20 protein-coding genes are annotated in these 26,937 nt (G+C 64.3%); 5 read left to right on the top strand and 15 right to left on the bottom strand.

Translation table 11 applies throughout. The features are described 5' to 3' along the window. Positions 1–13 precede the first annotated feature (13 nt). The 10 genes from flgK to ACE10Z_RS15820 form a co-directional block, all read right to left on the bottom strand. The gene (flgK, locus tag ACE10Z_RS15865) at positions 14–1,786 is read right to left on the bottom strand and encodes a flagellar hook-associated protein FlgK (protein WP_375788749.1); all 1,773 of its coding nucleotides are present in this window, start codon (positions 1,784–1,786) and stop codon (positions 14–16) included. A 27-nt stretch (positions 1,787–1,813) separates the two neighbouring features. Beyond that, the gene (locus tag ACE10Z_RS15860) at positions 1,814–2,269 is read right to left on the bottom strand and encodes a flagellar protein FlgN (RefSeq protein ID WP_375788748.1); all 456 of its coding nucleotides are present in this window, start codon (positions 2,267–2,269) and stop codon (positions 1,814–1,816) included. Between the two features lie 19 nt (positions 2,270–2,288). Further along, the gene (locus tag ACE10Z_RS15855) at positions 2,289–2,543 is read right to left on the bottom strand and encodes a hypothetical protein (protein ID WP_375788747.1); all 255 of its coding nucleotides are present in this window, start codon (positions 2,541–2,543) and stop codon (positions 2,289–2,291) included. Beyond that, entirely contained in the window at positions 2,540–3,829 is a 1,290-nt protein-coding gene (gene flgE, locus ACE10Z_RS15850) for a flagellar hook protein FlgE (protein ID WP_375788746.1), read from the bottom strand. The genes ACE10Z_RS15855 and flgE overlap by 4 nt, the downstream gene beginning before the upstream one ends. Positions 3,830–3,848: 19 nt before the next feature. Continuing rightward, positions 3,849–4,520: a flagellar hook assembly protein FlgD gene (locus tag ACE10Z_RS15845; RefSeq protein WP_375788745.1), complete on the bottom strand. Its 672-nt coding sequence runs from the start codon at positions 4,518–4,520 to the stop codon at positions 3,849–3,851. Positions 4,521–4,758: 238 nt separating this feature from the next. Next, entirely contained in the window at positions 4,759–5,280 is a 522-nt protein-coding gene (locus ACE10Z_RS15840) for a hypothetical protein (RefSeq protein ID WP_375788744.1), read from the bottom strand. A 94-nt stretch (positions 5,281–5,374) separates the two neighbouring features. Next, positions 5,375–5,818 (bottom strand): flagellar export chaperone FliS, encoded by a 444-nt coding sequence (gene fliS / locus ACE10Z_RS15835; RefSeq protein WP_176529962.1) that lies wholly within the window; start codon positions 5,816–5,818, stop codon positions 5,375–5,377. Further along, the gene (gene fliD, locus ACE10Z_RS15830) at positions 5,818–7,524 is read right to left on the bottom strand and encodes a flagellar filament capping protein FliD (protein ID WP_375788743.1); all 1,707 of its coding nucleotides are present in this window, start codon (positions 7,522–7,524) and stop codon (positions 5,818–5,820) included. The genes fliS and fliD overlap by 1 nt, the downstream gene beginning before the upstream one ends. 63 nt (positions 7,525–7,587) lie before the next feature. Further along, positions 7,588–8,412, bottom strand: a complete 825-nt coding sequence (locus ACE10Z_RS15825) for a flagellin (RefSeq protein ID WP_050405219.1) — start codon at positions 8,410–8,412, stop codon at positions 7,588–7,590. Positions 8,413–8,552: 140 nt separating this feature from the next. After that, positions 8,553–9,254, bottom strand: a complete 702-nt coding sequence (locus tag ACE10Z_RS15820; protein WP_375788742.1) for an RNA polymerase sigma factor — start codon at positions 9,252–9,254, stop codon at positions 8,553–8,555. Positions 9,255–9,921: 667 nt separating this feature from the next. On the opposite strand from ACE10Z_RS15820, the gene ACE10Z_RS15815 reads away from it, so the two are divergent. From ACE10Z_RS15815 to ACE10Z_RS15805, 3 genes are read left to right on the top strand one after another with little or no spacing between them, the layout of a single operon-like run. Beyond that, on the top strand, positions 9,922–12,267 hold the full coding sequence (locus tag ACE10Z_RS15815) for a hypothetical protein (protein ID WP_375788741.1): 2,346 nt from the start codon (positions 9,922–9,924) through the stop codon (positions 12,265–12,267). 57 nt (positions 12,268–12,324) lie between these two features. Then, a complete protein-coding gene (locus ACE10Z_RS15810; RefSeq protein ID WP_375788740.1) occupies positions 12,325–13,683 on the top strand; it encodes a hypothetical protein in 1,359 nt (452 codons plus the stop codon). A gap of 36 nt (positions 13,684–13,719) precedes the next feature. Beyond that, the gene (locus ACE10Z_RS15805) at positions 13,720–14,445 is read left to right on the top strand and encodes a formyltransferase family protein (RefSeq protein WP_375789842.1); all 726 of its coding nucleotides are present in this window, start codon (positions 13,720–13,722) and stop codon (positions 14,443–14,445) included. 93 nt (positions 14,446–14,538) lie between these two features. Here ACE10Z_RS15805 and ACE10Z_RS15800 read toward each other — a convergent pair whose 3' ends face one another. Next, positions 14,539–17,592, bottom strand: coding sequence for an AAA family ATPase (locus tag ACE10Z_RS15800; protein ID WP_375788739.1), 3,054 nt, complete (start codon positions 17,590–17,592; stop codon positions 14,539–14,541). Positions 17,593–17,888: 296 nt separating this feature from the next. Here ACE10Z_RS15800 and ACE10Z_RS15795 point away from each other — a divergent pair, with 296 nt between their 5' ends. Next, the gene (locus tag ACE10Z_RS15795; protein WP_375788738.1) at positions 17,889–18,377 is read left to right on the top strand and encodes a hypothetical protein; all 489 of its coding nucleotides are present in this window, start codon (positions 17,889–17,891) and stop codon (positions 18,375–18,377) included. A 713-nt stretch (positions 18,378–19,090) separates the two neighbouring features. Here the strand turns inward: ACE10Z_RS15795 and ACE10Z_RS15790 are convergent. Both ACE10Z_RS15790 and ACE10Z_RS15785 read right to left on the bottom strand, forming a co-directional pair. Further along, positions 19,091–20,545, bottom strand: coding sequence for a short-chain fatty acid transporter (locus ACE10Z_RS15790; RefSeq protein ID WP_375788737.1), 1,455 nt, complete (start codon positions 20,543–20,545; stop codon positions 19,091–19,093). 51 nt (positions 20,546–20,596) lie between these two features. Further along, complete coding sequence (locus tag ACE10Z_RS15785) at positions 20,597–23,998, bottom strand: molybdopterin-dependent oxidoreductase (protein WP_375788736.1); 3,402 nt, start codon at positions 23,996–23,998, stop codon at positions 20,597–20,599. Between the two features lie 143 nt (positions 23,999–24,141). Between ACE10Z_RS15785 and ACE10Z_RS15780 the strand changes: the two genes are divergently transcribed. After that, positions 24,142–24,819: a GntR family transcriptional regulator gene (locus tag ACE10Z_RS15780; protein ID WP_375788735.1), complete on the top strand. Its 678-nt coding sequence runs from the start codon at positions 24,142–24,144 to the stop codon at positions 24,817–24,819. Positions 24,820–24,857: 38 nt separating this feature from the next. Here ACE10Z_RS15780 and ACE10Z_RS15775 read toward each other — a convergent pair whose 3' ends face one another. Both ACE10Z_RS15775 and ACE10Z_RS15770 read right to left on the bottom strand, forming a co-directional pair. Continuing rightward, complete coding sequence (locus tag ACE10Z_RS15775) at positions 24,858–26,018, bottom strand: acyl-CoA dehydrogenase family protein (RefSeq protein WP_375788734.1); 1,161 nt, start codon at positions 26,016–26,018, stop codon at positions 24,858–24,860. A 129-nt stretch (positions 26,019–26,147) separates the two neighbouring features. Then, on the bottom strand, positions 26,148–26,915 hold the full coding sequence (locus ACE10Z_RS15770; RefSeq protein WP_375788733.1) for a crotonase/enoyl-CoA hydratase family protein: 768 nt from the start codon (positions 26,913–26,915) through the stop codon (positions 26,148–26,150). Positions 26,916–26,937: the final 22 nt, after the last annotated feature.

Here is a 26,937-nt window from a genome sequence, read left to right as displayed (position 1 = left end):
AACGCCCTCACACTCAGGCTGCGCCCATCGCGGTCATCAGCGCCGAGAACATGGAATTGATCGTCGTAATGATCTGGGATGCGGCAGCGTATTTGTTCTGCAACGCACTCAGATTCGCGCTTTCCTGGTCAATGTTGACGCCGGACTGCGACGACAGCGAACTCGCATAGGTCGACTGCGCGGTCTGCTTGGATGTGTAGGTTGCCGACGCCTGGCTCGCCTTGCCGGCGACGTTGGCAACGATCGATGCTGCATAATCGGTGAAAGAGCCGGTGGTGGCGCCCAGCCCACCCGCCATCGCGAAATTGGTCGACCCCGTCAGCGCGCTCGAGAGCGCATTCACCACCGTCGCCGAGCCCGACGACAGCACCGAGTTTCCGACCGTCAGGGTGGACGACGCATCGAGCGTCGCCGTCGGCAGCGTCGCCGTGCCGCTCAGGATGTCGCTGCGCACCGCGATGTTGGAGGCGCTGGTCCCCGTGATCAGGTCATTGAGCCCGAAATACTGGGAAAATCCCTCACCGCCGACCGAACTCGTCATCTGGTTGATGGCAATGCCATTGCCCGACCCGGTCGCCGAGATCGACAAATGTCCGTTGGCATCGACCGATGCCGATACGCCAGGGATAGTGTTGATCTTGGCGGCAAGAGCCCCCACCGTGGAATACGACGATAGATCGATATCCTGATACGATACGAGATTGCCGCTCTTGTCGGCGACTGCGATACGCACCGTGCCGGTGCCCGCGAACGATGTCGAATTGCTGACAGTCGCCGTACCGGTCAGGCTGGCCGGCGGCGGCACCGATGTGCCCTGGTTCGAGACCGCATTCACGCTCGAGGTCAGCTGCTGGGCAAGCTCGTCGAGCTGCGACTGCGCGGCCGTCAGAGTCTGGTCGCGCAGGGTAATCAGGGCGCTGACCTTGCCGGAGGAGATCTGCGAAGTGATGTCGACCCCGTTGACGGTGATTCCGCTGAAGCCGCTCGTCGCCGATCCCGCGCTATACGTCGTCGACGCCGTGACACTGGGCGCCGCCGTGTAGCTCAGCGGGTGCGCCGTGCTGTCGACCAGCGCCTGCCCCGACCCGGTATAGACCTGAAGATCACCGCTCGACGTGGTGAAATAACTCACATTCATCTGCGATGCGAGGTCCTGCAACGCGCTGTTGCGCTGGTCCTCGAGATCGGCGGTCGACTGGCCGGCGGCGGCTTCCTGCTTGATCTGCTTGTTGAGGTCGGAGATCTGCTGCAGATCGGAATTGATGTCGGTGACCGACGACGCGATGTCCTGGTCGGCGTTGGAGCGCAGTTTCTGAATGCCGCTCGAGGTCTGCTGCAGCTGATTGGTGACCGCCGCGAGCGAGCTGACGGCGTTCGATTGCAGCGACGCGCTGCTCGGCGTGCTGGCCAGCGAGGACAGCGCCGACTCGAATGCCGCGATCGTGTTGGCCAGCGAGGTGCCCGTCGTGGAACTGCCGCTGCTCGACGTGCTGCCATAGAGCTGTTGGAGCTCGGTCAGATAGTTGTTGTTGATGTCGGCCGCGCCGAGATCGGAATTGGCTCCGACCAGCGACTTCAGGAGCAGCTTGTCGACCGCGCTGGTGATCCCCGAGATCGTGACGCCGGTGCCGACCCCGCTGGTGACGCTGCTGCTCTGGTTGGCCGTCTTCTCGGTATAGCCCTTGGTGTCGGCATTGGAGATATTGGCCGAGGCGACGCTGATCTGCACCTGCGTGGCAGACAGCCCGCTGAATGCGATGCTTCGTGCAATATCGAGCGACGACACGACCCACTCCCTCCGGCGCCGGCGCGATCAGGCCCGCACGTTGGTGCCATAGGACATCGCGGATGTGACGCGACGGCCGCCGGCCCCATAGGGCGATACGTTGGCGATCTGCTCGCGGATCGCCTGCATGATCGCCTCGATCCTGCGGTTGCTGGCGTCGATCGCCGCGCGCAGCCGCATCACGTTCTCGTCCATCGCGACCCGCAGCTTCAGGATCCGATCCATCAGCTGCTCGCGCAGCACGCGATCCTGGACGTTGAGGTTGGCGGCCTTGCCGACGGCCTCCGCCACGCGCTGCTCGAACAGCGTGGCGAGGCGGTTCTTCTCGTCGACCTGTTTCAGCCGAGAGGCCGGCAGGCCCTTCGCGAGCTCGACGTTCTCCTCATTCACGATCTCGATCAGATTGTCGATCAGCGCGATCAACGACCTGGCGCGCTCGTCATTGCCCGCGGGATTGATCTTGATGTTGCGTTCCGGTGTCATGTCATCGCTCCCGTTCAAGCTAGTGTCCGCGCCGCAGGGCGCGAACCGATTGTGCGCTGCGCCCATACGCGGTGATTGCCGTTACCCGGACCGAGGCCCGGTTGAGTTCCTGGTCGAGCCGTGCGCACTCGCGCATCAGCAAGTCTCGCAATGTCTCGACGTCGTCGAGCAACGCAGTGAGTTGCGCCCGATCGTTCGGCTGAACCGAGGCGGCCCTCGCCTTCAGCCGCTGAAGCCTGACCAGCAGGCGGTCATTCTTCTTTTCAGTCGTCATCGCGACACCGCCGAAATCAGCGTGTCGAACATCTTGTTGACGGTGGTGATGACCTGCGATGCCGCCGAATAGGCCTGTTGCGCCGAGATCATGTTGGAGAACTGACCGCTGGTATCAGTGGTGCTCGATTCCAGCTCGCTGCCGTAGATCGTGCCGGCGCCGTTTGCCCCCGAGGTCTGCAACGTGGCGTTGCCGGAGGCTGCCGTCGCGGAGTACAGGCCGTCGCTGGCCGCGCTCAATCCGTTGGGGTCGCTGAAGGTCGCGACCGCAATCTTGTAGATCGCGATGGTCTGCCCGTTGGAGTAGGTCGCGTCGACCACGCCGCCCTTGCCGATCGCGATGCTGCTCAGCTTGCCGTAAGGCAGGCCGTCCGACGTGATGCTCGTGAGGTCGACGGAAGGCGTGGTCTGGCCCGACGAATATTGCGTGAGGCCGTCGGTCTTGCCGGCCGTGCCGAGATTGAGCGTGATGGCCGTACCGTTGGCGGTAGAGCTGTCGGCAGCGCCGTCCTTCCAGCCGGTTATCGAGATGGTCGGCGGGCTCGGCACCGTCGAGGCGAGCGAACCGTCGGGATTGAAGGTAATCGCCACCGTATCGGTGATCGCGTTGGCGCTAGCCGTGCTGGAGTCCGACGCAAGCTTCGGCTGCTCGAAGCTGGCCTGCCAGGCATTGTCGGCGGTCTTTTTCCAATCGATCTGGATCGTGCTTGCCGTACCAAGCGAATCATAGACCGTCATCGAGCTGTTGAACGTCGCGCCGATGGCGGCATCGGCCGGCAGGTTCGCCGCGACGGTGGTTTTGGTGGTGGCACTGCCGCTGGTGGAGGCCACCTGCGTATTGATCGGCCCGAGACTCGCGGCCGATGCATTGCCGAGGATGTTGCCTTGTGCGTCGGTGCGCCAGCCCTCGAGATAATTGCCGTTGTTGACGAGGTAGCCCGCATTGTCGGTGGTGAATGCACCGTTGCGCGTATAGGAGGTGGTGCCTCCGGTCGCTGCGTTGGTCGTGACGAAGAACCCGCTGCCCTGGATGGCAACGTCGGTGGCGTTGGTGGTCGCGGCCAGCAATCCCTGCTGGCTGATGTTGGCACGGCCGGACACGTTGACGCCGCCGGACGTGTACGAGGTGGCGCTGTTCGACGCCGTCACCAGATCTTCGAACATCGCCGACGTGGTCTTGTAGCCCGTGGTATCGGCGTTCGAGATGTTGTCGGAAATCATTGCCAGCGACTGGCTCTGCGAATTGAGCGCCGAGATCGCCGAGGAAAGTGCACCAGTAAGACTCATGATATTACTCCGGAAGCAATCAGGACGTGACGCCGATGATGTTGGCGGCGCTGACGGGAACACCGTTCACGAGCAGCGAAGGTGTCGAGCCGGAGGCATCGATCCCGGTCACCGTTCCCGTCATCGTGGTGTAGCTGAGCAGCGAGTTTCCGGCGGAGTCGGTCGCGGTCACCTTGATCGTGTACTGGCCGCCATTGCTGAGCTGGGTGCCGTTCGTGGTCTGGCCATTCCAGGTGAAGGTGTTCGAGCCCGCGTTGCCGGTCCCCTTGCCGCTCCACACCGTGTTGCCCGAGGAGTCCTGGATCGCGATCGCGACGTTGGAAGCGGCCGAAGTGAGCGAGTAGCCGAAGGTCGCCGAGCCGTTGGTCAGCTCCGCCGTGTTGGTCTTCGCCTCGACGGTGTGGCCGATATAGTTGACCGAGTTGAGCGTCACGAGGCTCGAGAACGAGCTCGCGAGCGACGTCATGCTGGCGTTGGTCGACTGCTGCTCGGTGAAGTTGGCGTAGGAGGTGAGTTGATTGATGAAGTCGGTCGTGCTGGTGGCGTTCAGCGGATCCTGGTTTTGCAGTTCGCTGACGAGCAGGTTGAGGAAATCGGTCGAGCTCATCCCCATCGACGCGCTGGTTGACGAACTCGACGAGGAGTTCGAGGCGGCCGAGGCTGCAGCAGAGGTTGCCGAGGAAACGGTCATGACAAGGCTCTCTTCGTCGCGGGCTAGGCGACGGAACGCGGTGAAACATTGGGATCGTGAAGTCGTTCGCAGATAAAACGGATGACGCGGTGATTTCAGGCGCGGATTCATCCGCGCGGAATCATTTGATTAATCGGCAGAATTTGCCGGTCGGCCGTGGCCCCGCGGCGCGCAAATGTGCATGCGGGCTAACCCGCCGCGGAAGGCCGCGGAGCGCTGCAAAGGGAATACGGAGAGCTTACAGCGAGAGACTGACCGGCAGATCCGGCTCGCCGAGCATCAATGCCGGCGGCCCCAATGCCGGCAACAGGCAGAGGGCCAGCAGCAGCGCAGGCAGCACCTTGCCTTGCTGGGCGGAATCGCCTGGAGCTTGCGCATCGTTCGGCTGCTCCTCGGGCGGGGCTGGCTCCGGGGCCGCAACTTCTGGCAGTTCCTTCTGGGGCAGTTTCGCCGCCGCGGTCACGATACGGTCGACAAGGCCCTTGGGTGCGCGAACCGGCGGCGCCGTAAGCGCCCGGCGTACCGCGCTTGCCTGCTCATAGAGCGTCCGCGCCTCGACCGAGGATGCGAGTAGCTGGACGGCCGCTAGACGTTGATCATCGGGCCAGCGGGACAGATCCTCCCCCAGCCGGTCGATCAGGTCTTCGAATGTCGCAACGTCCATCCCGCGCGCAGATCCAGCCTCGTCGCCAAGGCTGTCATAAAGCATTCGCGGGACGGCGGAAATCAATTTCCGCCGCCGTAGCGCCAGGTCCAGCATGGTGCGCACCGAGCGGCCCTTTTTCCCAACAGGACGCCCGCCCGGGCACCCTGCCCCTGCCGACGAAACGAGGTTCGCCGGCTGATTCGCCCGCTCAGCGGCCGGCAGCTGATTCGAGCGTCTTGTCGAGCGTCCTGGCCTTGGCGGCCTTGCCGGCGGTCGCCTCGACGAATTTCCAGGCGTCGCGGAGTTCCGTCAGGCTGGCAATGATGCGCCGGAAATTCTCCCTGGCGTGCGGCCGGCCGTAGGAGCGCAGGCACGCCATGATCAGGGCGTTGTAGGTCCGGAACAGGCGATCGGCCATCGCGCCACCGCGGGTGACGTCGAGATGGTGGCTCAGTCCCCGCAGGATCGCGGTCGCCCGCGTCAGATAGGTGTGCCCTTCCTCGAAGCGCTTCGCCTCGTGCGCATCCAGCGCCTTCTGCAGCAACGTGATGGCGCCGTCGCACAGCATCACCACCGCCTTCAACGGCGGGACCGCCACCGCGGCGGATCGATAGGCATTGTTGGCAAGGTAGGCCGTAGCATTCTGGGTCATTATTTACTCGATGATGCGTTCAGGAGGGCACTCAGGTAGCCCAGCGTGTTGTTCGCGCTTTCGATGGCGGCCTGATAATTGGCGTATTGAAGCTGCAGCTGCGCCTTGAACGTCGCCGCATTGCTCTGGATGTCACTGACTTGGGACTGCAGATCTGTATCGCGCGACTGCAGGTTGGTGATCATGGTCTGTAGCTGACCGCTGGTCCCGGAATTGGTCTGCGCGAGCTGATAAAGTTGCGCCGCAAGCCCGGACGATGACGTCACGGTGATCGATTGCGAGGTCGAGCCGGTGTAGGTGAATGCCATGCCGGCGTAGATCGTGCCCGAATTGCCGATGATGGAGTCGCCGACCACCGAAAAGCCGGAACTGTCGCCGCCGACCGAGGCGCCGGTCAGCGTGCCGGTCGAATCCACCGTGACATCGAGCGTGAACGATTGCGGCGACGTGCCGGTGTTAACGACGTTGAGCTGGCTGGACGAGGCCGTCGTCTGCGCGGACAGCAGCTTGGTGACGCCGGTCAGGTTTTGCGTCAGCACGGTCGACAGCGTACCGGTATCGAGCTGCAGCTCGTTGTTCTGGTTGAACGACAGGCCGAGGTCGGCCATCGTCATGCCGCCGACGGAGCCGCTGAGCACCTGCTGAAGCTGGGTCATGATATCGCGCATCGTGCTGTCGCCGAACAACACCGCGCTCGAGGCGGCCGTGCCGTCGGAGTTCTGCGCGGACTGCGCGATCACCTGGTCGCGAAACGCGTTGTAGTTGGTCACGAAGGTCTGCAGCGCCGAGGTGATCTGGCTGGTGTCCGTCGAGATACTGATGTTCAGGCTGGTGCCGCTCGGCGTCGGCTGCAGCAGGTCGAACGTGACGCCCGAGAGCACGTCGGAAATATCGTTGGTGTTGCGGGTGAGCGCGATGCCGTCGAGGGTGAATTCCGCCGATTGCGCCTTCTGCAACACGTCGGTGAAAGCCCCCGAGGTGTCGGCGACGCCGAGCTTGTTCAGGATGTCGTCGCCGGATGTCGACGAATAGGTGATGTTTGCGGCGTCCTGGGTCCCCGTCAGCACCATCTCATAGGACCCGCTCGACACCTGGACGATGGAGGCCTGGACATTGGTGCTCGAGGTCTGGGCGTTGATGGTGTCGACGATATCCTGCATCGACATGCCGCTGGTGATCGAGATCGCCGTGCTGCTGCCGCCGGCGAGCCCCAGCGAGAACGTTCCGGAGTAACCGAGTGCGGTCGAGCTACTCGACTGCGAAGTGCCGATCACCTTCTGCGCGGTTGCGAGCTGGGTGATCTGGAGCGTGTGATTGCCGGTCGCCGAGCCGCTGTTGACACTCATCGACAGCGCCGAGGAGGCACTGACGTCGCCGGTGGACGAAATCGTCGCCGAACGCGTGGCGAACGCATTGGTGGCGATCGAGTTGATGATCGATGTGCTGAGCGACGACAACCCGGTTGCCAGTGTCGACAGCTCGGTCTGCAAGGATTGGTAGGCGGTGACCTTGGCCTGGTTCGCGGTAATCTTGGTGGTGATCGTGGTCGCGGCCGTGAGCTTGGCGTTGACTTCGGCATTGATCAGGGCAGTCCAGTCGATACTGGCCGAATTGGTCGTGCCGGTCGTGGTCACCGTGCTGGCAGAGCTGGCGGAACTCGACGACGTCGCGCCGGATGTGCTCGAGGTGGCGCTGCTAACCGTCATGTCGACACCTCCGCCGTCGTGAGGATCGGGCCGGCACGACGCCGGCCCGATCTATCGTTCGAATTAGCCGAGCAGCTTGAGCAGGTACTGCGGCATCTGGTTCGCGGCGGTTTCCGCCGACACCGCGGCCTGGGTCTTCACTTCGGCCGACGACAGCGTCGCCTGCTCGGAAGCGATATCGACGTCCTTGATCGCCGAATTGGCGGACTGCAGGTTCTGGGTCTGGGTCGAGATCGAGTCGGCGCTGAAGTTGAAGCGCGATTCCTGGGCACCGATCTCGGCGCGGGCGGACGACACGGTGTCGATCGCGCTGTCGAGGGCCGACATCGCGCTGGTGGCGCTCGACAGGCTGGAGACGTCAAGCGAGGTCACGCCGAGCGAGGATGCCGTCAGGCTGGTCAGGGTGATCGTAATGGTGTCGGCCGAGGTCGAGCCGACCAGCACCGAGACGCCCGAGGAGAACACGCTCGAACCATCGAGCAGGCTCTGGCTGCTGTAGCGGGTGCCGGAGGCGATGGAGTCGATTTCGCCCTTCAGCTGCGTGAATTCCGAGTTGATGTAAGCGCGGCTGGAGTCGGCCACGGTGCCGGAGGCGGACTCGGAGGCCAGCGACTTCATGCGGGCCAGGATGTCCGAGATGTTGGACGCGCCGCCGTCTGCGGTCTGCAGGATCGAGGTCGCCTGCGCCGCGTTGGTGGCAGCCTGCTGCAGCGTCGTGATGTCGGAGGAGATGCGGGTCGAGATCGCGAGGCCGGCCGCGTCGTCGGAAGCGGAAGTGATGCGCGAGCCGCTCGACAGCTTCGACAGCGCGCTGGTTTCCTGCATCGAGTTGATGTTGAGGTAACGGACCGCGGAGTTGGCGGCTGTATTGGTGGAAATTGCGGGCATGAGTAGCTCCTGTGGTGATGGGGCATGGCATGCCGCATCGTGAGAAAGAGAGGTGACGCGGATCCAGCCCCCGTCCGACCGATCAAACGGGTCGGCCGCCGGCGGTCAGGCGCGAAATCTTCAGAAGCCGGAATTTATGGTTAGCAGTCGGTAAACGCGCCGCGCAGGTCGCGCTCGTGCCGCTTGAGCATTTCGCGCAGCTGTTGCCGCCCGCGCTTCAGCAGCGACTCGACCGCAGCCACGGTCGTATCCATCACCTCGGCGATCTCGCCGTTGCTCATGTTCTCGTGGTAGGAGAGGATCACCGCGACGCGCTGCTGCTCGGGCAGCCGCTGCATCGCGAGCTCCAGGAGATTGCCGATCTCGTTGCGCTCGATGACGGTCGAGGCGTCGAGCTGGGTGTCGGCGACCTCGGGCACGACATCGACATTCTCGGTGCGCGGCTTGCGGCGCAGATCGATGCAACGGTTGCTGACGACGCGATAGAGCCAGGTCGAGAACTTGGCGCGGCCATGCTGCCAGCGGCCGCGATGCGTCCACACCTTCAGCATGGTGTCCTGCACCACGTCTTCAGCATCTGCGGCGTTACCGACGATGCGCAACGCGATCGCGTAGGCGCGATCGACATGGCGTTCGACGAGAGCACGAAACGCCGCCTCGTCGCCGGCGGCAAGGCGGTCGAGCAGCTCCTTGTCCTCGTCCTGGATCTCGACGGTGTCGAGCGGGCCTGCATCGGCAACCGTGGGGACGTTGCTCCAGGCAGCAGTCGCTTCGACCGGCGCAGCCGTGGCCGCCGTGGCTTCCACCTCGACCGCTGCCATCACATCAAGCGCGTAACTCATCCGCCGCTCTCCAACCAACGCCGCAAGCTCACATCGCATGCGGCTTCTGAGCGTTGAACGGAGGGGCCAAACAAACCAGGCGAATTTTTTTCGTTATTTTTCAAATGCTTAGCTGGATTTTTTTGCCGACTGCCCGGCAAAAGCTGCCGCCGCGCGGAGGCGCAGGCAGCAATTCTACGGAGTCTGGAGCAGTCGTTCAGCATCGCCTTGCAAGCCCGCGGAAGAATTCGTCGCGCCGGAAAACGCTGTTGTCACATCAACTAACGCCACGCGAACACATGCATGCGCGGAGCATGCGAGTGACCCATCGCCGTTGGTCGCCATCTTGCATTCGACGATTGCGACTAGGCAATTTTTTCCGAATCACCATTTCGACGTTATCGGATTTTTTGAATCTGTCAGTCGCGAAGCGCGCGTTTTCGAATCCCGCATCAACTTTTTTGAATCGTCGCGCCTGATTTGTCTCACGCAAGCGTTCAACGCATGAGGACTGGCGGGAATTTTGCGCATGACGATCATGACGGTCGACGCAACGCGTCGAGCGCAGAATGTTTCTGCATGTTCATTCGATGTTTTCGATACATTTCTGTTGCGCGCCTGCACGACGCCGGATGGCGTATTTGAAAGGGTTTTTCAGCTTTCCCGCATTGCTGAAAAATTTCCAAATATGTCCGTCAGTTTCGTTCAGCATCGAATCCAGGCTGAGGCGCGTGCGCGCAAGCTGGCGCTGGAGCGTAGCGGCTCCACTGAAGTGCGCATCGCCGACATCTACAAGTACTTTCCGTTCAGACTGTTCGGCCTGAGCCGCGATGCGTTGGGCGATCTCGCGCAGATCGAATTCGAAGCCGAGCTCGAGCTGTGCCGCGCCAATCCGGAAATGCTCGAGCAATATCTGGACATGAAGCGCGGCGGCTTTCGCGTCGGCTTCATTTCCGACACCTATTGGAGCAGCGACCAGCTCGCGCAACTGCTGCGCTCCTCCAGTCCGGGACTGACCTGGGACTTCCTTTACGCATCCTGCGATCACGGCTCCGGCAAGAGCGAAGCACTGTTCGAGGCCTATCTCGCCGAGCAAGGCATCGATGCGGCAAGCTCGTTTCATGTCGGAGACAATCACAACGCCGATATCAAGGGTGCCCGCCGTCACGGCATCCGACCGCGCTACTATCCGCAGGCCAGCGCGGCATTGGCATCGAAGTTTCAGCGCGAATCGTCGATCTTCGAATTGCTGTGTCCCGATCAGCCGTCGCGGCTCGATTGCGGCGCCCGCACGCTGCGGCGCGCGGTGACGGCACGCAGTGCGGAGCATTCTCCCGCTTTCAACCTCGGCGTGACCGTGCTCGGCCCGGTGATGGCGGCGTTCGAGGCCTTCATCGAAGCGCGGCGCGCTGCGCTGGCGCGCGACGGCGCGCGCGTCGCGATCGGATTCCTCGGCCGCGACGGTCTGCTGCCGTATCGCGTCTGGCAGGCAAGCCATGGCGAGACCGGCGCCTATGTGGAGATCAATCGTCGCGTCAGCCTGGTCGGGTCCGCCGATACGCTTGAACCTCTCAGTGAGCTGCTGAGCCGCGTAGTCAAGATCGACGCGGCGACCTTTGTCGACATCGTCAAGGTGCAGCCGCCGGCGGTGATGAAGTTCTTCGCGCAGTATCCTGACGGCATTGCGAGCGGCCGCGAACTCGCCGACGCCCTGCCCGATCTGATGGATCCGCGCGAGATCACCGACATCGCTGCCGGTGTCCGCGCGCGCTTGCTCGCTTATCTTCAGGCGAAGATCGCGGATTTCGACGGCTGTACCGACCTCATCCTGGTCGACCTCGGCTATTCCGCCAGCGTGCAGAAGTCGCTGCGGCGGATCTTCGATCGCGAAGGCATTCGCATCCGCCTGCATGGCGCCTATCTGCTGACGCTTGACGATGCCTTCGACGACATCGCCGACGACGACACCGCGGAAGGCCTGATCTCGGATCGCGTCGTAACGCCGCACGTCAAGCGCATGCTGATCCGCAACGTCGCATTGCTTGAGCAGCTTTGCTGTTCCGATGAGGGATCGGCACGCGACTATCGCGGCGGTGAGGTGTTGCGCGAGGGCGATCAGCGCCCGGCCGCTCAGCTCGCGCTCGCGAACGAGGTGCAATCCGGGACGCTGGCCTATACATCGCGCGCCCGAGAGCTGGCCCCACGCTATGCCTTGCAGCCCGACGCGGATCCCGTTGTCGCGGCACGCTGGGCCGCCGCCGTGCTCGGACGCCTCCTGCTGCTGCCCGACGATGATGAGCTCGTGCTACTCGGTGGCATCAAGCATGACGTCAACCTTGGCACGCAGGCGCTCGCGCCGCTGCTCGACGCCGGCTTCATCAATAATTGCATTGTCGCGCGCGGCCTCTTGACCGCCTGCACGGCGCCGGCGCCGCCGATGTGGTTGGCCGGCAGCTTTGCCGCGTTGTCGCCGTCGCACGCCTATCTCTACACATTGTTCGGCGCCAATCGCCTGCCGGCGAACGTGTTCGGCGAGGCGCAATGCGGGACGCTGCAGGTCGGCCTGTTCGGGCCGGACGGCCAGGCGTCGCTGGAAGCCGTCAGCGTCTATCACACCGGGCTCGGTGACCTCCGCCTGCGGATTCCATTGTCGCGCCGCATGGCGGTTGCGACCATCGCGCTGCCGCTGGCAAAGCTCAGCCGCGCCGGGATGCTCCACGGCATCACGGTCCAGTACGGCGAGAGCGCGGCTAAGGCTGCGGAGAATTCGAACGTGAAGACGATCGCCGAGGGACGGCTGATCGATGCCGGCCTCGAGCGGAGCGGCCGTCAGTTCCGCGCCACCACTGAGGACGGCATGCTGCTGATCCCGGTCGATGGCTTCGAGGACGATGTTGCAATCTATACCGTCGCGCTGACCGCCCTCGACCATGACCGCATCCTTGCAGTCGAGGACCGCGACGGTAACGGAGCCCCCTCGGCCACGCTGACCTGGCGCAGCGCCAACGGTGCGCAGGCAACCAAGGGCGACTGATTGTCCGCCTGATCTGGCCGCCCCGCTCGTAGAAGGTTAACCAGGGGTAGTGCGGGCATGATTTCGGCTGACACGGTGCAAGCGGACGGCTTGCAGACGAATTTCGACCAATTACTGGCGACCAACAACATCCGGATGAGCGCGGCACAGCGCCGGCGGCTCGCATGGCTGTCCGAACGGCTCGGACGCGCAACCGTTCATCAGGCCGGTTCCGTGCCGGGACGGGACCATGGCGTCATCATCCTCGTCGAGCCGCCGAGCGGCCCCGCCGCCGAGATCCTCTATCGGTCGCTTCGCGCCGATTGTGCGGTCGTTATCCCCTTCGGCGAAAATCCAGCCTTCGATTTCCTGAAGTCCAAGCTGACCGACTTCGGGACGATCGGGCCGAGCTTCGATGGCCCGCACGAGATGTGGTGGGGCGGCCTCAACTGGCGTCCGATCGCTCCGGAAGAAGGCGCCCGATCCGACGCAGCGCTGCGCGTGGTCTCCTGCTATCCCCGCGCCTGTGGCGACGATCATGCCCGCGCGCTCCGGGAGAAGCTGGCCGAATTCGAGATCGCCTGCGACATCGCGCCGATCGACACCGCCGACGGCGCGCACATGCAGGCGTCCGAGAAATCCGCCTTCTTGCTGCGAATGTGGCAGGAGCACCGCGAGCCACTGCTGTTTATCGAGGCCGATGCAACGCTCTGCGAACCGCCAGTGCTGCCGTCCTCCCTCGACTGCGACTTCGCGCTCCACAAGTGGAACCGGTGGGAGATGTCGGCGCGCACTTTGTATCTCGGCCGCACCCCGGCCGCCGAAGCGCTGCTGCGCAACTGGCATCACATCGCGACCGCCTATCCCGCGGTCTGGGAGGGCTACCTGCTCGATCAGGCCTGGAGCCTGACGTCGTCGCAGATGGCGCTCGACACCGCCTGGCTGCCGCGCTCCTACCATGCCCCCGCCGAAGATGCCGGCACGCCCCGCCACACCACCGTCGTCCACAATCTGCCGACCGACCACAGCGACCTTGGGCCCGATGCCGAATTCGGTGTCACGATGCGCGCCGCGCGGCGCGCCAGCCGCAGCGGCGGCCGCGACGCCATGATCGTGATCAAGTCGCAGGCATCCTCGAGCAACGCGATCACCGTGATCATGCGCGATATCGCGACCAGCGACGCACGCGAAATGGCCGCCAGCATCGAGGCCGTCACCGGCGCATTCGCCGCCGATTGCGGCGGGTTCGGCCGGCTCGAGCTCGCGCTCTGCCCCTGGCAGGACGATATCCGCGCGGCGAAATCGGCCGCCGCCAGCGCGAACAACCGGATCATCGAGATTGCACCCTGGCAAGCATTGCCGGCCGATCTGTTCCGCACCGTGGGTCAATCCCGCGATGCCGGCAGCGTTCTCGTCATGGCCGGGCAGCGCGGCTGAAACGACACAATCACCAAGCAAGAGAAGGACATCGACATCATGAAGACCATCATCCTTCTCACCGGCGTCGCCAACCAGCAATTCGCGCTCACCGAGCTGTTGAAGGCGCACAATCCGGCGCTGTCGTTCCGCTGCGCGGTGACGGCCGAGGACCTCGCGGCGATCGAGCCCGAGGTGTTGCGCGAGGGCCGGCTGCTGGCGTTCACCACCAGCGTCATCGTGCCTGAACGCATCCTGGCGGCGCTCGGCCATGGCGCCTATAATTTCCACCCCGGCCCGCCGCAATATCCAGGCTGGGCGCCGGCGCATTTCGCGCTCTATGACGGTGCGCGCACGTTCGGCGCGACGGCCCATGTGATGGCGGCGCGCGTCGATTCCGGTCCGATCGTCGGGGTCGAGTCCTTCATCATCCCCGACAAGATCAGCGTGCGCGGGCTCGAGCAGATCGCCTATGTGCGGCTTGCCCATCTGTTCTGGCGGATGTCGCGCGATCTCGCATGCGATCCCTCACCGCTGCAGGAACTGGAAATCGCCTGGTGCGGCATCAAAAGCACCCGGCAGATGTACCGTGACATGTGCGAGCTTCCCGCGGGCATCAGCGCCGGCGAGCTGGCCCGCCGGATCCGCGCCTTCCACGACGACTTCCGCGCCATCCCGCTGACCGTCTCGGTGCACGGCATCCGCTTCGAGCTGGCGACGACCGCGCCGCAGGCCCCCGAGGCACCGCAGGTGGTCTCGCCGCCGCTCGCTGCTGCGTCCTGAAGCGCGACGAGATCAGGTTGAAGCGTCACCGCGCTTGGGCTGTCCAAGCATGATCTGTTCGGAGAGTCGCTTCGCGCCTCTCCGGATCATGCTCTAATGCCGCCAAGGTTCACCCTGGGGATCGGCGAGCATTCCATTCAGGAGCGCTTCGGCCCGATGCAGCAACGGCTTCGTGCCACTGCTCGACGCAATCGCGATCGCTGCGCGCAACTGGTGCAGTATGGAAGCCTTGTCGTCCGCACTTGACGCCGGCGATACCGTCGCCTCTCCGAACAACGCCTCGGCTTCCAGGCCGGAAAAGCCCTGCTGCCGCGCGGTATTTCGGACCTCTCGCAGCATGTTCAGCGCGGTCGGCGCATCGCCGAGCCGGCTCAGAGCGAGTGCCTGGGCGATTGAAGTGCGCAGCATGATCGACGTATAGCCGACGGATTTGGCCGCCTCGTGCGCCCCGGCGAGCGTCATCCGGGCCTCTTCGAGGCGTCCCTGCTCGAGATAAGCGATGCCCAGATGGCACTCGACGACCGGCAGGAAGAGGCGAATTCCATACTTCTGCGCGACCGCGAAAGCCTCCTCCAAAATTGCCGCTGCGCCCTCGGGATTGCCTTGACCGAGCATCAGGAAGCCGCCGCTATATCCCGCGCCAACGCGATCAAACGGCCGGTTGCTCTCATCGGCGATCGCTGCTGCGCGCTGGTGAAATTCGATGCTGGTATCGAACTCTCCCAGAGTCGTGTGGGTTACGCTCTTCATCATGCAGCACAGCAACAGCAGCGTTCTCGGGGTCGTGCCGGGCGGCGCGCTGGCATCCGGCCCGGACAGCTGGACGCAGGCCTGGCCCAGCATCTGTTCGGCCTCGCGAAACCGGCCTGCGATGAAGTAGGCCTGGCCAAGGGTGTACTGAGCAAGGTTGAGCCAGCCCGCATTACCCCACTGCCCCGCCAGACGTACGACGTCCTCGCCAGTTGCGATCGCCTCGACCGGTGTGCTGTAGAAGTTCTGCGTGCCCGACCTGACGGTCATGGCCGCGACCTTGCGTCCGATGTCCCCGATCGCGTCAGCACGCCGCTCGGCCTCTCTGCCGAGATCAAATGATTCCGCCACCTTCCCCGACCACATGAACGCCACCCGCGCCTCGATCCGCAGGTCGACGGCATCCGTTTCCCGCAACGCCGAGAACGGCATCTTGTCGAGCGCCGTCATGGCGGTCTCGAAGTAGCTGGCCGCACCGGCGAATGCCGACCGTGTCAGACTTCTCCTTGCGGCGGCTCGTCCGTAGGTAAACGCCTTCGGCCAGTCCTTGGCACGCGTTGCATGATCACAAAGCCGGTTGGGTTCATCAAGCCAACGGCCGCTGCTCTCCAGTGTCGCCAGAATACGCGCATGGACGCTTTCTCGCACCTTCTCGACCATCGAATCGTAGGTCACCTGGCGAACCATCTCGTGCGGGAATTCGAGCAAACCATCCCGTTCGACATCGATCCTCACCAGAAACTCGGCGTGATCGAGCGCCATCAGGCAGCGCTGAAAAACCTCCTGCGGCAGGCCGGCCACCTCACGCAGTATGGATTCCGTCGACTGGGGTCCCAACGCCGCCGCGATCTGCAGCAGCGAACGCTCCTCCTTCGAGATGCGATCCAGACGCGTGGCGATGACGCCCTGGATGCTGCTTGGAATCCCGAGATCGCCAACCGGACGCGCAAGCGCCAGATCGCCCCAATGCCCCCGCAGAATCCCGCTGTCCTTGAGGCTGCGGCAAACCTCTTCGATGAAGAGCGGCACGCTGGCCGTGTGAAGAACGACGCGGTTCTTCAGATCGGCCATGTTCGCGGAAGAGCCCAGGATGTCGTCCAGCATCTCCCGTCCCGCATCCTCGTCGAGCGAACGCAACGCTGCGACTTCGGCGTTACAGCGCGCGACCCAATCCGGAATTCCGTTGGGCCTGCTGGTCAGAAGCACTAGAAGCCCGGGTATCTTCAGCGAAGCGAGTGCCGCCATGACGGTCTCGCTGGCGCGGTCAATCCAGTGCAGATCCTCGATGAGGATCACCGCGCGCCGGCGAACAACCAGGCCTTCGAGAATCGCGCAGCATGCTTCGCTGATGGCACGGCCACGCGCGTGCGGCTCCAGCTCGCCCCATTCCGGATCCGAGATCGGACGGTCCAGCACCGCATCGATGGCCGAACGCTGAACCCCTGTCAGGCGCGTCAGGACGTCGGTGTCGGCCGCCGTGCCCTCCAGGATCGAGAGCATCAGGGCCTTTAGCGTACTGAACGGCGCGCCTTGAAGATTCGGGCTGCATTCGGCGTGGAACGGAAGCCAGCCCTCCCGGGTGAGCTCGTCAACGAACTCATGCACCAGCCGCGATTTCCCGATACCGGGATCGCCAATCAACAGTGCCGTCTTCCGGTTCGGGTCGGCGTCCTGAGCCAGCCTCCTGAGCAGCGCCGTCTCCTTCAACCGATTGACGAACCGCGCAACGCTGCGTGCCCTGCGTACCCGCCAACTCGAGACATCGGTTGCGCCGGTCACGCGGTAGATCGGCAAGACCTCACTGAATCCCTTGAGCTGCCTGCGTCCGAGAAACTCGAATTGAACGTTGCCTTCAGCGAGCTTCTGACAGGCTTCGGATGCGTAGACCTGGTTCGGTTCGGCAGCCGCTTCGAGCCGCGCCGCCAGATGCTGTGCGGCGCCGCCGATTTCGTAAACCTTGGAATATTCGCTGGCGACCATGTAGGCCACGACGCGCCCCGAATGGAGCCCGACCCGGACCTGGAGCCCCGGATCGCCCAAACCGGCGACGCGCCGCACGAGTTCGATCGCCGCGTGGCAGGCCAGGGGCGCGTGGTTGTCGTCGGCGATCGGGGCGCCGAATACCGCGGCGATCCCGTCACCCAGCTCCTTGCTGACGATGCCACCGAACCGGCGCACCGCGCCGCGCATCGCGACCAAAGCCGGCTCCAGGCGGGAGACCGCTTCTTCCGGCTCGAGCTCAGCAACGAGCCCGGTGGAATCGACCACGTCGGCGCGCAGAATTGTTACGAATCGTCGTTCGCTATCGGGATCGGGGCGCTGCTGCGTCGCAGCTCCGCATTTGGAGCACCAACTATCGCCCTCTTCGATCGTCGATTGGCACGCGAAGCAGTGCATCCCCTCGTTCTCAATGCCCCAGCGTTTCCAGTCGGCTCAACATTCGCGAGCGCTCCCCAAGGGCATGTTTACCTATCCGGAGCGGCTTATCAATCGGGACCGCCTGTCGGCCCCGGCGCGTCCTCTCCGGGAGGTTGTTTCTCTGGACGAACCACAGGCTCTAGTGGTAGGGCGAATCCGCGCGAAAACGGACCTGCTTTTTCGGGTCCCGTGAGTTCAAATTTTCTACCCCGCCGAGCTTTGCAGAAGCGTCACCTTAACAAGGCAAACTAAGTCATACCCAGGAGAAACATACGATGAGCGGAAGAGTATTCAATAACCAGCAATTCAAAGATCATATCAACGCGCACTACTATCCTTTGCAGAACATGGTCAAGAGCGTCGCTATACTTAAGGCGTCGGATCTCATCCACATCGAGACGCTGGAATATGGCCAATACCAGCCGATCCTGTCGCCCCGGCACCAGTGGCCGGGCGGAAGCGGCAAGCTGTGGCAGAAGGAGATGGGCAAGGCGCGTCTGGACCTCGCCACTCAAGCAAGCACCGCGGCCCTCTCCAAGGACGAGGCCGGCGTCGTGCCGCTGACGAAATGCGCACTGCTGGATGCCGCCGTCCGCAAGTGCTTCAACTCCCAACCGCCGATCCCCATGAAGATCGATGTGAAGGAGAAAGACAAGAATGCGCCGAACGCCGATCGGCACGACATTCTGCTGACCTGGGAGCACGCCAATGGCGACAATCAGCCGCCAACGCTGCTGCTGCTGACGATGGTCTGCCCGGCCTGATCCCTGATCGCAGGCAGCACTTTCCGCAGGACGGTATTGTACCTCACGCGGCTGCCTGGTGGCAGCCGCATCAATCTTGGCCCACCGCTAATGCCGTGGGGATAATCTATGACGCGGGGCGGCGCTGCTGCAGCAGCGCCCTCACCGCACGCTCCGCGGCGCGCGCGGAGCCGAAATAGCCGCCATCGAGGCCGTCAAAGGCGCGATCCGAGGAGAAGAAGCAGAAGCCTCCGGCGTCGCTGACGACAATACCCGCGGTTCGATCCGATACTTCGATGACGTAAGCTTGGGACGTTTGGGCTTGAGACGTTTGGGCTTGGGAGATTTGGGCCTGGGACATGCGTGCTCGATCGCCGGATGACGGCGCTCCTGTCTGATTGTCGGGTGCTTGGATTTTTCTTAAGCGATCAACAACAGACGCCGGTCGCCGCCGAGACGCAGCGATGCTGCATGCGGCTTCGCATGTCGCACATCAAGCTGCGGTGGTGATGTCTCATGGCAGTGACCTTGAACAACGCGGGTTAGCGCGGATCAATATCCGGCCGAATCGCGCCGCGGTCAATGAAATGACCGACCAAAGATCACGGCCCGGCGCGAAGCCTCATTCGCGACGACCGGGAAAACAGCATGGTTTTGGTGATGACGGTTACGGGTCCGCCGAATTGGCCGACCTTGGCCGGGCACCGTGTGTCCTGGTGCCCGGCCGTGATCGCTCAAGGCAGGATCGGCGGGTGATAGGTGAAAGTCGCCATCAGGATCGCCGCCAGCAGCATCACGATCGGGAAGTGGATGAAGAACTGCACCGACGTATAACCGATCAGGTCCTTCGACTTCAGGCCGAGGATGCCGAGCAGCGGCAGCATCCAGAACGGGTTGATGAAGTTCGGCAGCGTCTCGGCGATGTTGTAGACCATCACCGTCCAGCCCAGATGCGCGCCGATATCGTTGGCCGCCTTCATGATGTAGGGCGCCTCGATGATCCACTTTCCGCCGGCCGACGGCACGAAGAAGCCGAGCAGCGCCGAATAGATTCCGACCAGGAACGAGAACACGGTGGAATTGCTGGAGGCGCCGACGAACCAGTGCGCGATCGTGTCCGACAGCGTAGTGCCGCTGCTGTTCGGCACCTTGGTCAGGATCTGCGCGATGCCGGCGTAGAACGGAAACTGCAGCAGCACGCCGGAGACGCTCGGCATCGCCTTGGAAAAGGACTCGATCAGGCTGCGCGGCCGCCAGTGCAGCACGATGCCGAGAATGAGGAAGACGAAATTGTAGGTGTTGAGCCCCGACAGCGTGATCAGCGGATTGCCCGACTGGAACGTCTGCCACAGCCAGCCGGCGGCAAGCAGCGCGATCAGGATCGTCAGCAGCGGACTGAACTCCAGCCAGTCGCCCGGACGGGCCGGCTTCCTGGCCTCGATCCGATCATCGCCGAGCGCAACGCCGAGGTCTTCCGCCGTCTTCGCCTGCTCGGGCGCGGGCGTCGTGAAATAGCAGATCGCCGCCGACACGACGCTCACCATCACGACGGTGACCATGTTCTGCCAGGTCAGGATGGTCTCCGAGAAGCCGATCACGCCGGTGATCGGTAGAAGCGATGCCGGAATGCTGCCGGCGTTGGCCTGGAGCTGTGCGGCCGACGACGTGATGCCGAGCGTGAAGCCGCAGCCGAGCCCGAGATAGCCGGCCGCGCCAGCCGCCCGATAATCGAGCCGAATGTCCGTGCGCCGTGCGATCTCCCGCACCAGCAGGCCGGAGAAGATCAGGCTCAGGCCCCAGTTCAGCAGCGAGAGAAAGATGCTGAGCATCCCGACAAAGACCACCGCGCCGCGCCCGGTCTTCGGCACGCTCGCGAGCCGCGCCAGCACGGCTGCAACCGGCGGCGACATCGCCACGACGTAGCCGCCGATCGCGACCAGCGCCATCTGCATCGTGAAGGGAATCAGATTCCAGAACCCGTCGCCGAAGGCGCGGCTAACGGCGAGCGGCGAGCCGCCATGCAGGATCGCGCCTGCGGCAACCGCGATCACGGCGATCAGGACGAAGACATACGCATCCGGAAACCAGCGCTCGGCGAACGCCACCAGGGCCTGCGAAAAGCGCGCCATGATGTTGTCAGCGACAGGTTTTCGCAGGCTCACGGTTTGGTCGTGCGTTGCATTCGTCATCAATCTGATCCCCCTCCGGTGATGCGGTTGGCCTTCAATCGTGTTTGGTCATCAAAGTGCGAGCGTGAGATCGGTGAGCGGCACGGCCTGGCAGGCGAGGCACTGCCCCTCGCTTCCGTCGACGGGGCCGAGATGGGTAAATTCCCCATCGATCACCTCGACCGCGCAGCTTTCGCATTGCCCGACGCGGCAGCCGCTCGGCAGTGCGACGCCCGCCGCACTTGCGGCGTCGAGCAGCGTCCCCTGCTCCGGTCCCCACGAGAAGCTCTGCTTGCTGCTCGCAAGCCGGATGGTTCGCGGCGCAAGGTCGCTCGGCACCGATGGCGGTGACACGAAGCTTTCGGCGAAGATGTCGAAGCGTGGCACGCCGAGCGCGGTCACGGCCTCGATCTGTGCCGCGACGAAATCCGGCGAGCCGCAGATATAGACGAGCGGACGGCGTGCCAACAACGGCTTGACCTGTTCGAAATCGAGCCGCCCCTTGCGCAACGACTGCGAAGCGACCGGGTCCTGCGCAAGCGGGGCCGAATAGAACGTCACCCGCGTCAGCCCCGGAGTCGCGGCTTCCAGTTCCGCTAGTCGCTGCGCGAACGGATGCTCGCGGCTGCTGCGGCAGCCGTGCAGCAGCAGGACTTCGGCAACGCGATCTTGTGGCGCTATGCGTTGCAGCGTCTCGAGATGGCTGATGAACGGCGTGATGCCGATGCCGGCAGCGAGGAAGACCAGCGGCCGCGGCCCCTTCAACGGCGGCGTGAAGATGCCGCCCGGCGGCTCCAGCAGCACCTCGTCTCCAACGGCAAGACCATGCAGACGATCCGGCATGAAGAATGGCGCGTCGCCGCTTCGAACCTCATTGAGGAAACGTCCTTTCACCGCGATCGACAGCGCATGCGGCAGGTTGCCCGATCCGGTCAGCGAATAGGCGCGCGCCTCCGCAGTGCCGGGCAACGCTGTCATCACATGCTGCCCCGGTAAGAAGTCGGGCAGCGGACCACCGTCAAGCGGCAGCAGGCTGAGAGCGATGACGTTATCGGTCTCGGCCGTGCGCTCGCCAACCACGAACCGCCGCCGGCCGCTCCAGACTCCGCGGCTGGCCACCTCGTCCCGCTTGATATCGCAGACGATCGCGCGCAGCGGAACGGAGCCGCTGACCGGATCGCGCGTATCGTCGTGCAGCACAGCGTTGATGTTGTGCGTGAGGGAGCCTGCCGCCGCCGAGCGATCACGGCCGAGCGGCGGACAATCCTCCCACCAGCCGAATTCGGCGACGACGACGCGATCGTCAAGCGCCGCATTGAGGCGCACCTTCAGGCGCACGGCACCGCCTCGTGTTTCCACCACGGCCCAGTCGCCCTCCACAAGTCCGCGCCGCTCGGCGAGTTGCGGGCTGATCTCGACGGCCGGATCGGGCGACTTCCGCCGCAGCGAGGCGACATGCCGCCAGGAGGAGTGAACGAACCAGCCGCTCTTGGCGGTGGAGAGCACGAGCGGAAAGCGCTCGTCCGCCGCTGTCGTGAGCGGGCTGCCGACCGGCTCGATATGATCGGGCAACGGGTCGTGGCCGTGTCCCAGCATCAGCTCGGAATAGATCTCGACACGGCGAGTCGGCGTCGCAAAACCCGCCGCCGTTCCGTCCTCGCGCGTAACGGCATATTTTTCATCGCGGAAGGCCTGCGGGAAGCGGCGTCCTTCGGGATGTTCGCGCAGATCCTCGACACCGATGCCGAGCGGCGCCAGCTGGTAATTCCAACCGGCCTCGATGTCTCCGCCGAAGAACAGGTTTCCCATACCGAGCTTGAGCGCGAGTGCGGCGGCGATCTCGTAATCGGCCTTCACTTCACCGATCGGCTCGACCATGCGCGGGCGAAACTGCACGGTTTCGACGGCTTCCTGCGTGATCTCGAACCCGATCTTCAGCGCGTCGCGCTCCCACGGCGTGCTGGCCGGCAGAACGAAATCAGCGCTCTCCGCGGTCGGGTTCATGAACATGTCGACATGAACCTGGAATTCCAGCGCGTTCAGCGCCGCGCGATTGCGTTCCGAATGGCCCTGCGACACGACGAAGTTGGTGCCGAAGGCGACCAGCGCGCGCACCCGGTAAGGCTCGCCCTCAAGCACGGCGCGGCTGAAATCGCGCGCCGTGATCCAGCCCTTCGCCGGCGGGCCGAGCGGCAGTTCGGCGAGGCCCAGCGCTTTCGCCTGCTGCTCCGGCGGCAGGATGTTGTAGTCGTTGAGAGGACGCGTCGGCGGCGGCACCGGCCAGCGATTGCCGCCGGGCCGATCGCAAGCGCCGGTCAGCGCGTAGAGCGACGCGATCGCGCGCTCGATCGCGGTGGCGTTGGTGTGCTGACCGACGCCGGTCCAGGAATGATAGGCGAGCCGCGGCCGGGCGGCGAGCAGCGCATTGAATGCGTCGATGTCATCGACACGCAGCCAGGTCAGTTCCGCCACGCGCGCCGGCGTGTAGGGCGCGGCTCGCTCGGCCAGCAATTCGAACGCGGTTGCCGCCGAGATCGTCCGGCCGTCGCGTGCGCGGACCGACAGCGCGCCGCGCAGCCGGCCGCCGCGCTCCGGCGCGTAACGGGTGTCGCAAGGCACCGGCGAGCCCAGCGCATCGAGACGAACGAACGCCTCAGGCGCGCCATCCGGCCACAACGCGTCGGCGCGCAGGAAGCGCCCGGTCGCGCGATCGACCAGCAGCGATCCGTTGGTCCATTGGTCGACGAAGTCAACATCGAAGCTACCGGTCGCGATGAGATGACGGATCGCACCCATAGCAAGCGCGCCATCGGCGCCGGGGCGAATGCGGAGCCAGAGATCGGCCTGCTGACCCGAGCCGTTCGGCTTGGGATCGACGACGACGACCTTGGCGCCGCGCCGCCGCGCGTCAGCGATCCGCGTCGCCTGGGCGAGCCAGGTGCGCGCGGGATTATGGCCCCACAGGATGATCGCATCGGCATTGTCGTAATCGGGAAAGCCTATGCCACGGCCGAAGGTCAGCGCGTGCGCATAGTCCTTGTGCCAGCCGCAGATCTCGACCGCGTAGATCAGGTTGGGACTGCCGAAGCCGCGGATGAAGCGCTCGACCCACTCAAAGCTGTCGACCATCGGCGTGCCGCTCGGCGTGGTGACGCCGAACGCCACCGCCTCGGCGCCGCTCTCGGCGCGGATCGTGCCCAGTCGGTCGGCGATCTCGGTCAGAGCCTCGTCCCAGGACACCTCGACCCAGCCCGGATCGGCGGCATCGCGCGGCCGGGTCCGCTTCAGCGGCACGGTCAGACGGCGCGGGCTGGCGACGATCTCGGGGGCGGCCCGGCCTTTGGCGCAAAGCGCGCCACCGGTCGGGTGGTTATCCAATACCTCAACGCCGACGAGACGCCCGTCCTCCACCACGGTGACGGAACCGCAGCGCGAGCGACAAAGCGTGCAATAGCCGGGTAGACGCTGTTTCACCGCCGTCTCATCATCAAGTCAGCCCAAGTGACGCACTCTTGTAATGCGTTACACATTTACGTCATACGCTACCGCCCCCGTCAAGGCTAAGTAATAATCAGGGGACGAATCGGACTTCGGAGCGAGAGGCGGCGCATTCACCCATGGACCAGAATTTGCGCGAACAGGTGCTGCAGCGGGTGCGCGCCGAGATCATTTCCGGGCAGAGCCTTCCCGGCACGATGTATTCGGTGCCTACTCTCGCGGCGAGCCTCGGCGTCTCCTCGACGCCGGTGCGCGAAGCGCTGCTCGAGCTCAGCCGCGGCGGCCTGGTCGAGCCGATGCGCAACCGCGGCTTCAAGGTGGTGGAACCGTCGCTGACCGAGCTGCGCAATTTATTCGACATGCGCGAGGTGCTGGAGTTGCACGCCGCCGTGCTGGTCGCCGCCAATCCTCCAAAGGATCTACCGGCCGTGCGCGGCTGGGCCGACCAGATCGCCAAGGCCGTCGAGACCGACGACGTCCAGCTCTATCTCGAGGCCGATCGCAACTATCATCGCGAGTTCATCGCGGCCGCCGGCAATGAACTGCTGACCGACATGGTGATGGGCCTGCGCGACAAGATGCGGCTCTACGGCATCAGCTCCCGCGCCGGCCTCGAGCGGCAGCAAGCCTCGGTGCCCGAGCACTACCGGCTGATCGAACTCGCGCTCGCCGGCGAGACCGAGGCGCTGCCGACCCTGCTGCGCAGCCATATCCGCTCCTGGGAGCCGATCTTCGTCGATGCCTTGATGCGCTCGAAGGAGTATGCGCGCGAGCCGCTCCGGCAGGCGCGCGGGTAACGCGCGGAGCGACGTAGGCAGCCGGTCACGCTGAACCGCTAGTCCAGAATGCTCTTGTAGTGCTCCGAGAAGACATCGCGGCCGATGATCAGCCGCATCACTTCGGAGCTTCCCGCCAGGATCCGATTGACGCGCGCGTCGGTGAACATCCGGCTGATCGGATATTCATCCATGTATCCCGCGCCGCCGTGCAGCTGGACGCCGAGGTCGAGCATCTTCCACTCGACTTCCGACGACATCATCTTGGCCTTGGCGCCCATGTTGCTGGTCAGGCGTCCCGCATTGTGCTCGGCCACGCAGTGATCGACATAGACCTGCACGAGGTCGATTTCGGCATCCATCTCCGCCATGCGGAACTGGGTGTTCTGCTGTTCGGCGAGCGGCTTTCCGAACAGCTTGCGCTCCATCACGTAAGCGCGCGTGATGTCGAACGCCTTGCGGCCGTTGGCGATCGATCCGACCGCGGAGATCAGCCGCTCCTCGGCAAGGCCCTCCATCAGATAATAGAAGCCCCTGCCCGGTTCTCCCAGCACGTTGGCCTTGGGCACCTTGACGTTTTGGAAGAACAGTTCGGCGGTGTCCTGCGCCGGCATGCCCATCTTCTTGAGATTGCGGCCGCGCTCGAAACCCTCCATGCCGCGCTCGACGATCAAGAGCACCATGGCGTGCTTCTTCTCGGCGCCTGCGAGCCTGGCCGCCACGATCACCACGTCGGAATTGATGCCGTTGGAAATATAGGTCTTCGATCCGTTGAGCAGGAAATGATCGCCGTTGTCTTCCGCGGTCGTCCGCATGCCCGCGAGGTCCGAGCCCGCGCCGGGCTCGGTCATCGCAATCGCCAGGATCGTCTCGCCGCTGACGCATTTGGGCAGGAAGCGGTCGCGCTGCTCCTCGGTGCCGAAGCGCTTGAAGTAAGAACCGACCAGGCGGCTGTGCAGGGTGTTGAACCAGCCCTTGCAGCCGGAGCGCGCAGTCTCCTCGATGATGATCTGCTCATAGCGGAAGTCCTCATCCCCCATGCCGCCGTATTTCTCCTCGGGCCAGATCATCAGGAAGCCGAGATCGCCGGCCTTCTTGAACGCGCTGCGGTCGACGATGCCGGCCTCCCGCCACTCCTCCATATGGGGCGCGATCTCGCTGGCGAGGAACTTGCGATAGGAGTCGCGAAAAATGACCTGGTCTTCGGTAAAGCTGCGCATCATTCACCCAATAGCGCTCTCAAGCGGCGCGGAACCGGCCGGTGGCGGGCACGGCCTTCACCAAAAAAATCGGAGCGCCGGTTCTGCTTCAATCAAAACCGGCGCTCCCTGATCGAAACAGTCGCTGCCTTACTTGCCCTTCCAGTTCGGCGCGCGCTTTTCTGCGAAGGCAGCCGCACCCTCGCGGGCATCCTCGGACACGAAGACCGGACCGACGATCTCCTGTTGCTTCTTCCACATCTGGTCCTCCGGCCAGAGCCGGGATTCCACGATCACCTGCTTGGATGCTTTCACCGCGAGCGGGCCGTTGGCGCCGATCGCGGCGGCGAGCTCGAGCGCAGCGTCGAGCGCCGGGCCGTCGGTCACGCGATTGATGATGCCGAGTTGATGGGCGCGCTCGGCGCCGAAGAACTCGCCCGTCAATGCGAACTCCATCGCCACACGGAACGGCATCTGGCGCGGCATGCGGATCAGGCCGCCGGCCGCAGCAGCCAGCCCGCGCTTCACCTCGGGGATTCCGAACTTGGCGGTGCGGTTGGCGACGATCATGTCGCACGACAGCGCGATTTCCATCCCGCCGGCGAGCGCGTAGCCGTCGACGGCCGCGATCAGCGGCTTCTTCGGCGGCGCCTCGGTGAGGCCGGCGAAGCCACGGCCCGGAATCGAGGGCCGCTCGCCCTTCAGGAACCCCTTGAGGTCCATGCCCGAGCAGAATGTGCCGCCGGCGCCGGTGATGATGCCGACGCTGAGGGCATCGTCGGCGTCGAGCCGGTCGATCGCCGCGGCCACGCCCTTGGAAAGGGCGAGGTTGGCCGCGTTCTTGGCTTCCGGCCGGTTCAGCGTGATGATCAGAATAGGTCCGCGGACTTCAGTGAGGACCGGAGTTTCTTCAGACATCGCTTGCGTCTCCTGTTGCCGT

Source organism: Bradyrhizobium sp. Pha-3 (assembly GCF_042258615.1).
In the GTDB taxonomy this organism is placed as follows: Bacteria; Pseudomonadota; Alphaproteobacteria; order Rhizobiales; family Xanthobacteraceae; genus Bradyrhizobium.
This window is presented reverse-complemented; position numbering and strand designations above follow the sequence as displayed.

Coding starts and splice junctions, on each gene's coding strand:
- ACE10Z_RS15860 (WP_375788748.1), bottom strand. CDS start 2,269: ATGACACCGGAACGCAACATCAAGATCAATCCCGCGGGCAATGACGAG.
- ACE10Z_RS15855 (WP_375788747.1), bottom strand. CDS start 2,543: ATGACGACTGAAAAGAAGAATGACCGCCTGCTGGTCAGGCTTCAGCGG.
- flgE (WP_375788746.1), bottom strand. CDS start 3,829: ATGAGTCTTACTGGTGCACTTTCCTCGGCGATCTCGGCGCTCAATTCG.
- ACE10Z_RS15845 (WP_375788745.1), bottom strand. CDS start 4,520: ATGACCGTTTCCTCGGCAACCTCTGCTGCAGCCTCGGCCGCCTCGAAC.
- ACE10Z_RS15840 (WP_375788744.1), bottom strand. CDS start 5,280: ATGCTGGACCTGGCGCTACGGCGGCGGAAATTGATTTCCGCCGTCCCG.
- fliS (WP_176529962.1), bottom strand. CDS start 5,818: ATGACCCAGAATGCTACGGCCTACCTTGCCAACAATGCCTATCGATCC.
- fliD (WP_375788743.1), bottom strand. CDS start 7,524: ATGACGGTTAGCAGCGCCACCTCGAGCACATCCGGCGCGACGTCGTCG.
- ACE10Z_RS15825 (WP_050405219.1), bottom strand. CDS start 8,412: ATGCCCGCAATTTCCACCAATACAGCCGCCAACTCCGCGGTCCGTTAC.
- ACE10Z_RS15820 (WP_375788742.1), bottom strand. CDS start 9,254: ATGAGTTACGCGCTTGATGTGATGGCAGCGGTCGAGGTGGAAGCCACG.
- ACE10Z_RS15815 (WP_375788741.1), top strand. CDS start 9,922: ATGTCCGTCAGTTTCGTTCAGCATCGAATCCAGGCTGAGGCGCGTGCG.
- ACE10Z_RS15810 (WP_375788740.1), top strand. CDS start 12,325: ATGATTTCGGCTGACACGGTGCAAGCGGACGGCTTGCAGACGAATTTC.
- ACE10Z_RS15800 (WP_375788739.1), bottom strand. CDS start 17,592: ATGCACTGCTTCGCGTGCCAATCGACGATCGAAGAGGGCGATAGTTGG.
- ACE10Z_RS15795 (WP_375788738.1), top strand. CDS start 17,889: ATGAGCGGAAGAGTATTCAATAACCAGCAATTCAAAGATCATATCAAC.
- ACE10Z_RS15790 (WP_375788737.1), bottom strand. CDS start 20,545: ATGACGAATGCAACGCACGACCAAACCGTGAGCCTGCGAAAACCTGTC.
- ACE10Z_RS15780 (WP_375788735.1), top strand. CDS start 24,142: ATGGACCAGAATTTGCGCGAACAGGTGCTGCAGCGGGTGCGCGCCGAG.
- ACE10Z_RS15775 (WP_375788734.1), bottom strand. CDS start 26,018: ATGCGCAGCTTTACCGAAGACCAGGTCATTTTTCGCGACTCCTATCGC.
- ACE10Z_RS15770 (WP_375788733.1), bottom strand. CDS start 26,915: ATGTCTGAAGAAACTCCGGTCCTCACTGAAGTCCGCGGACCTATTCTG.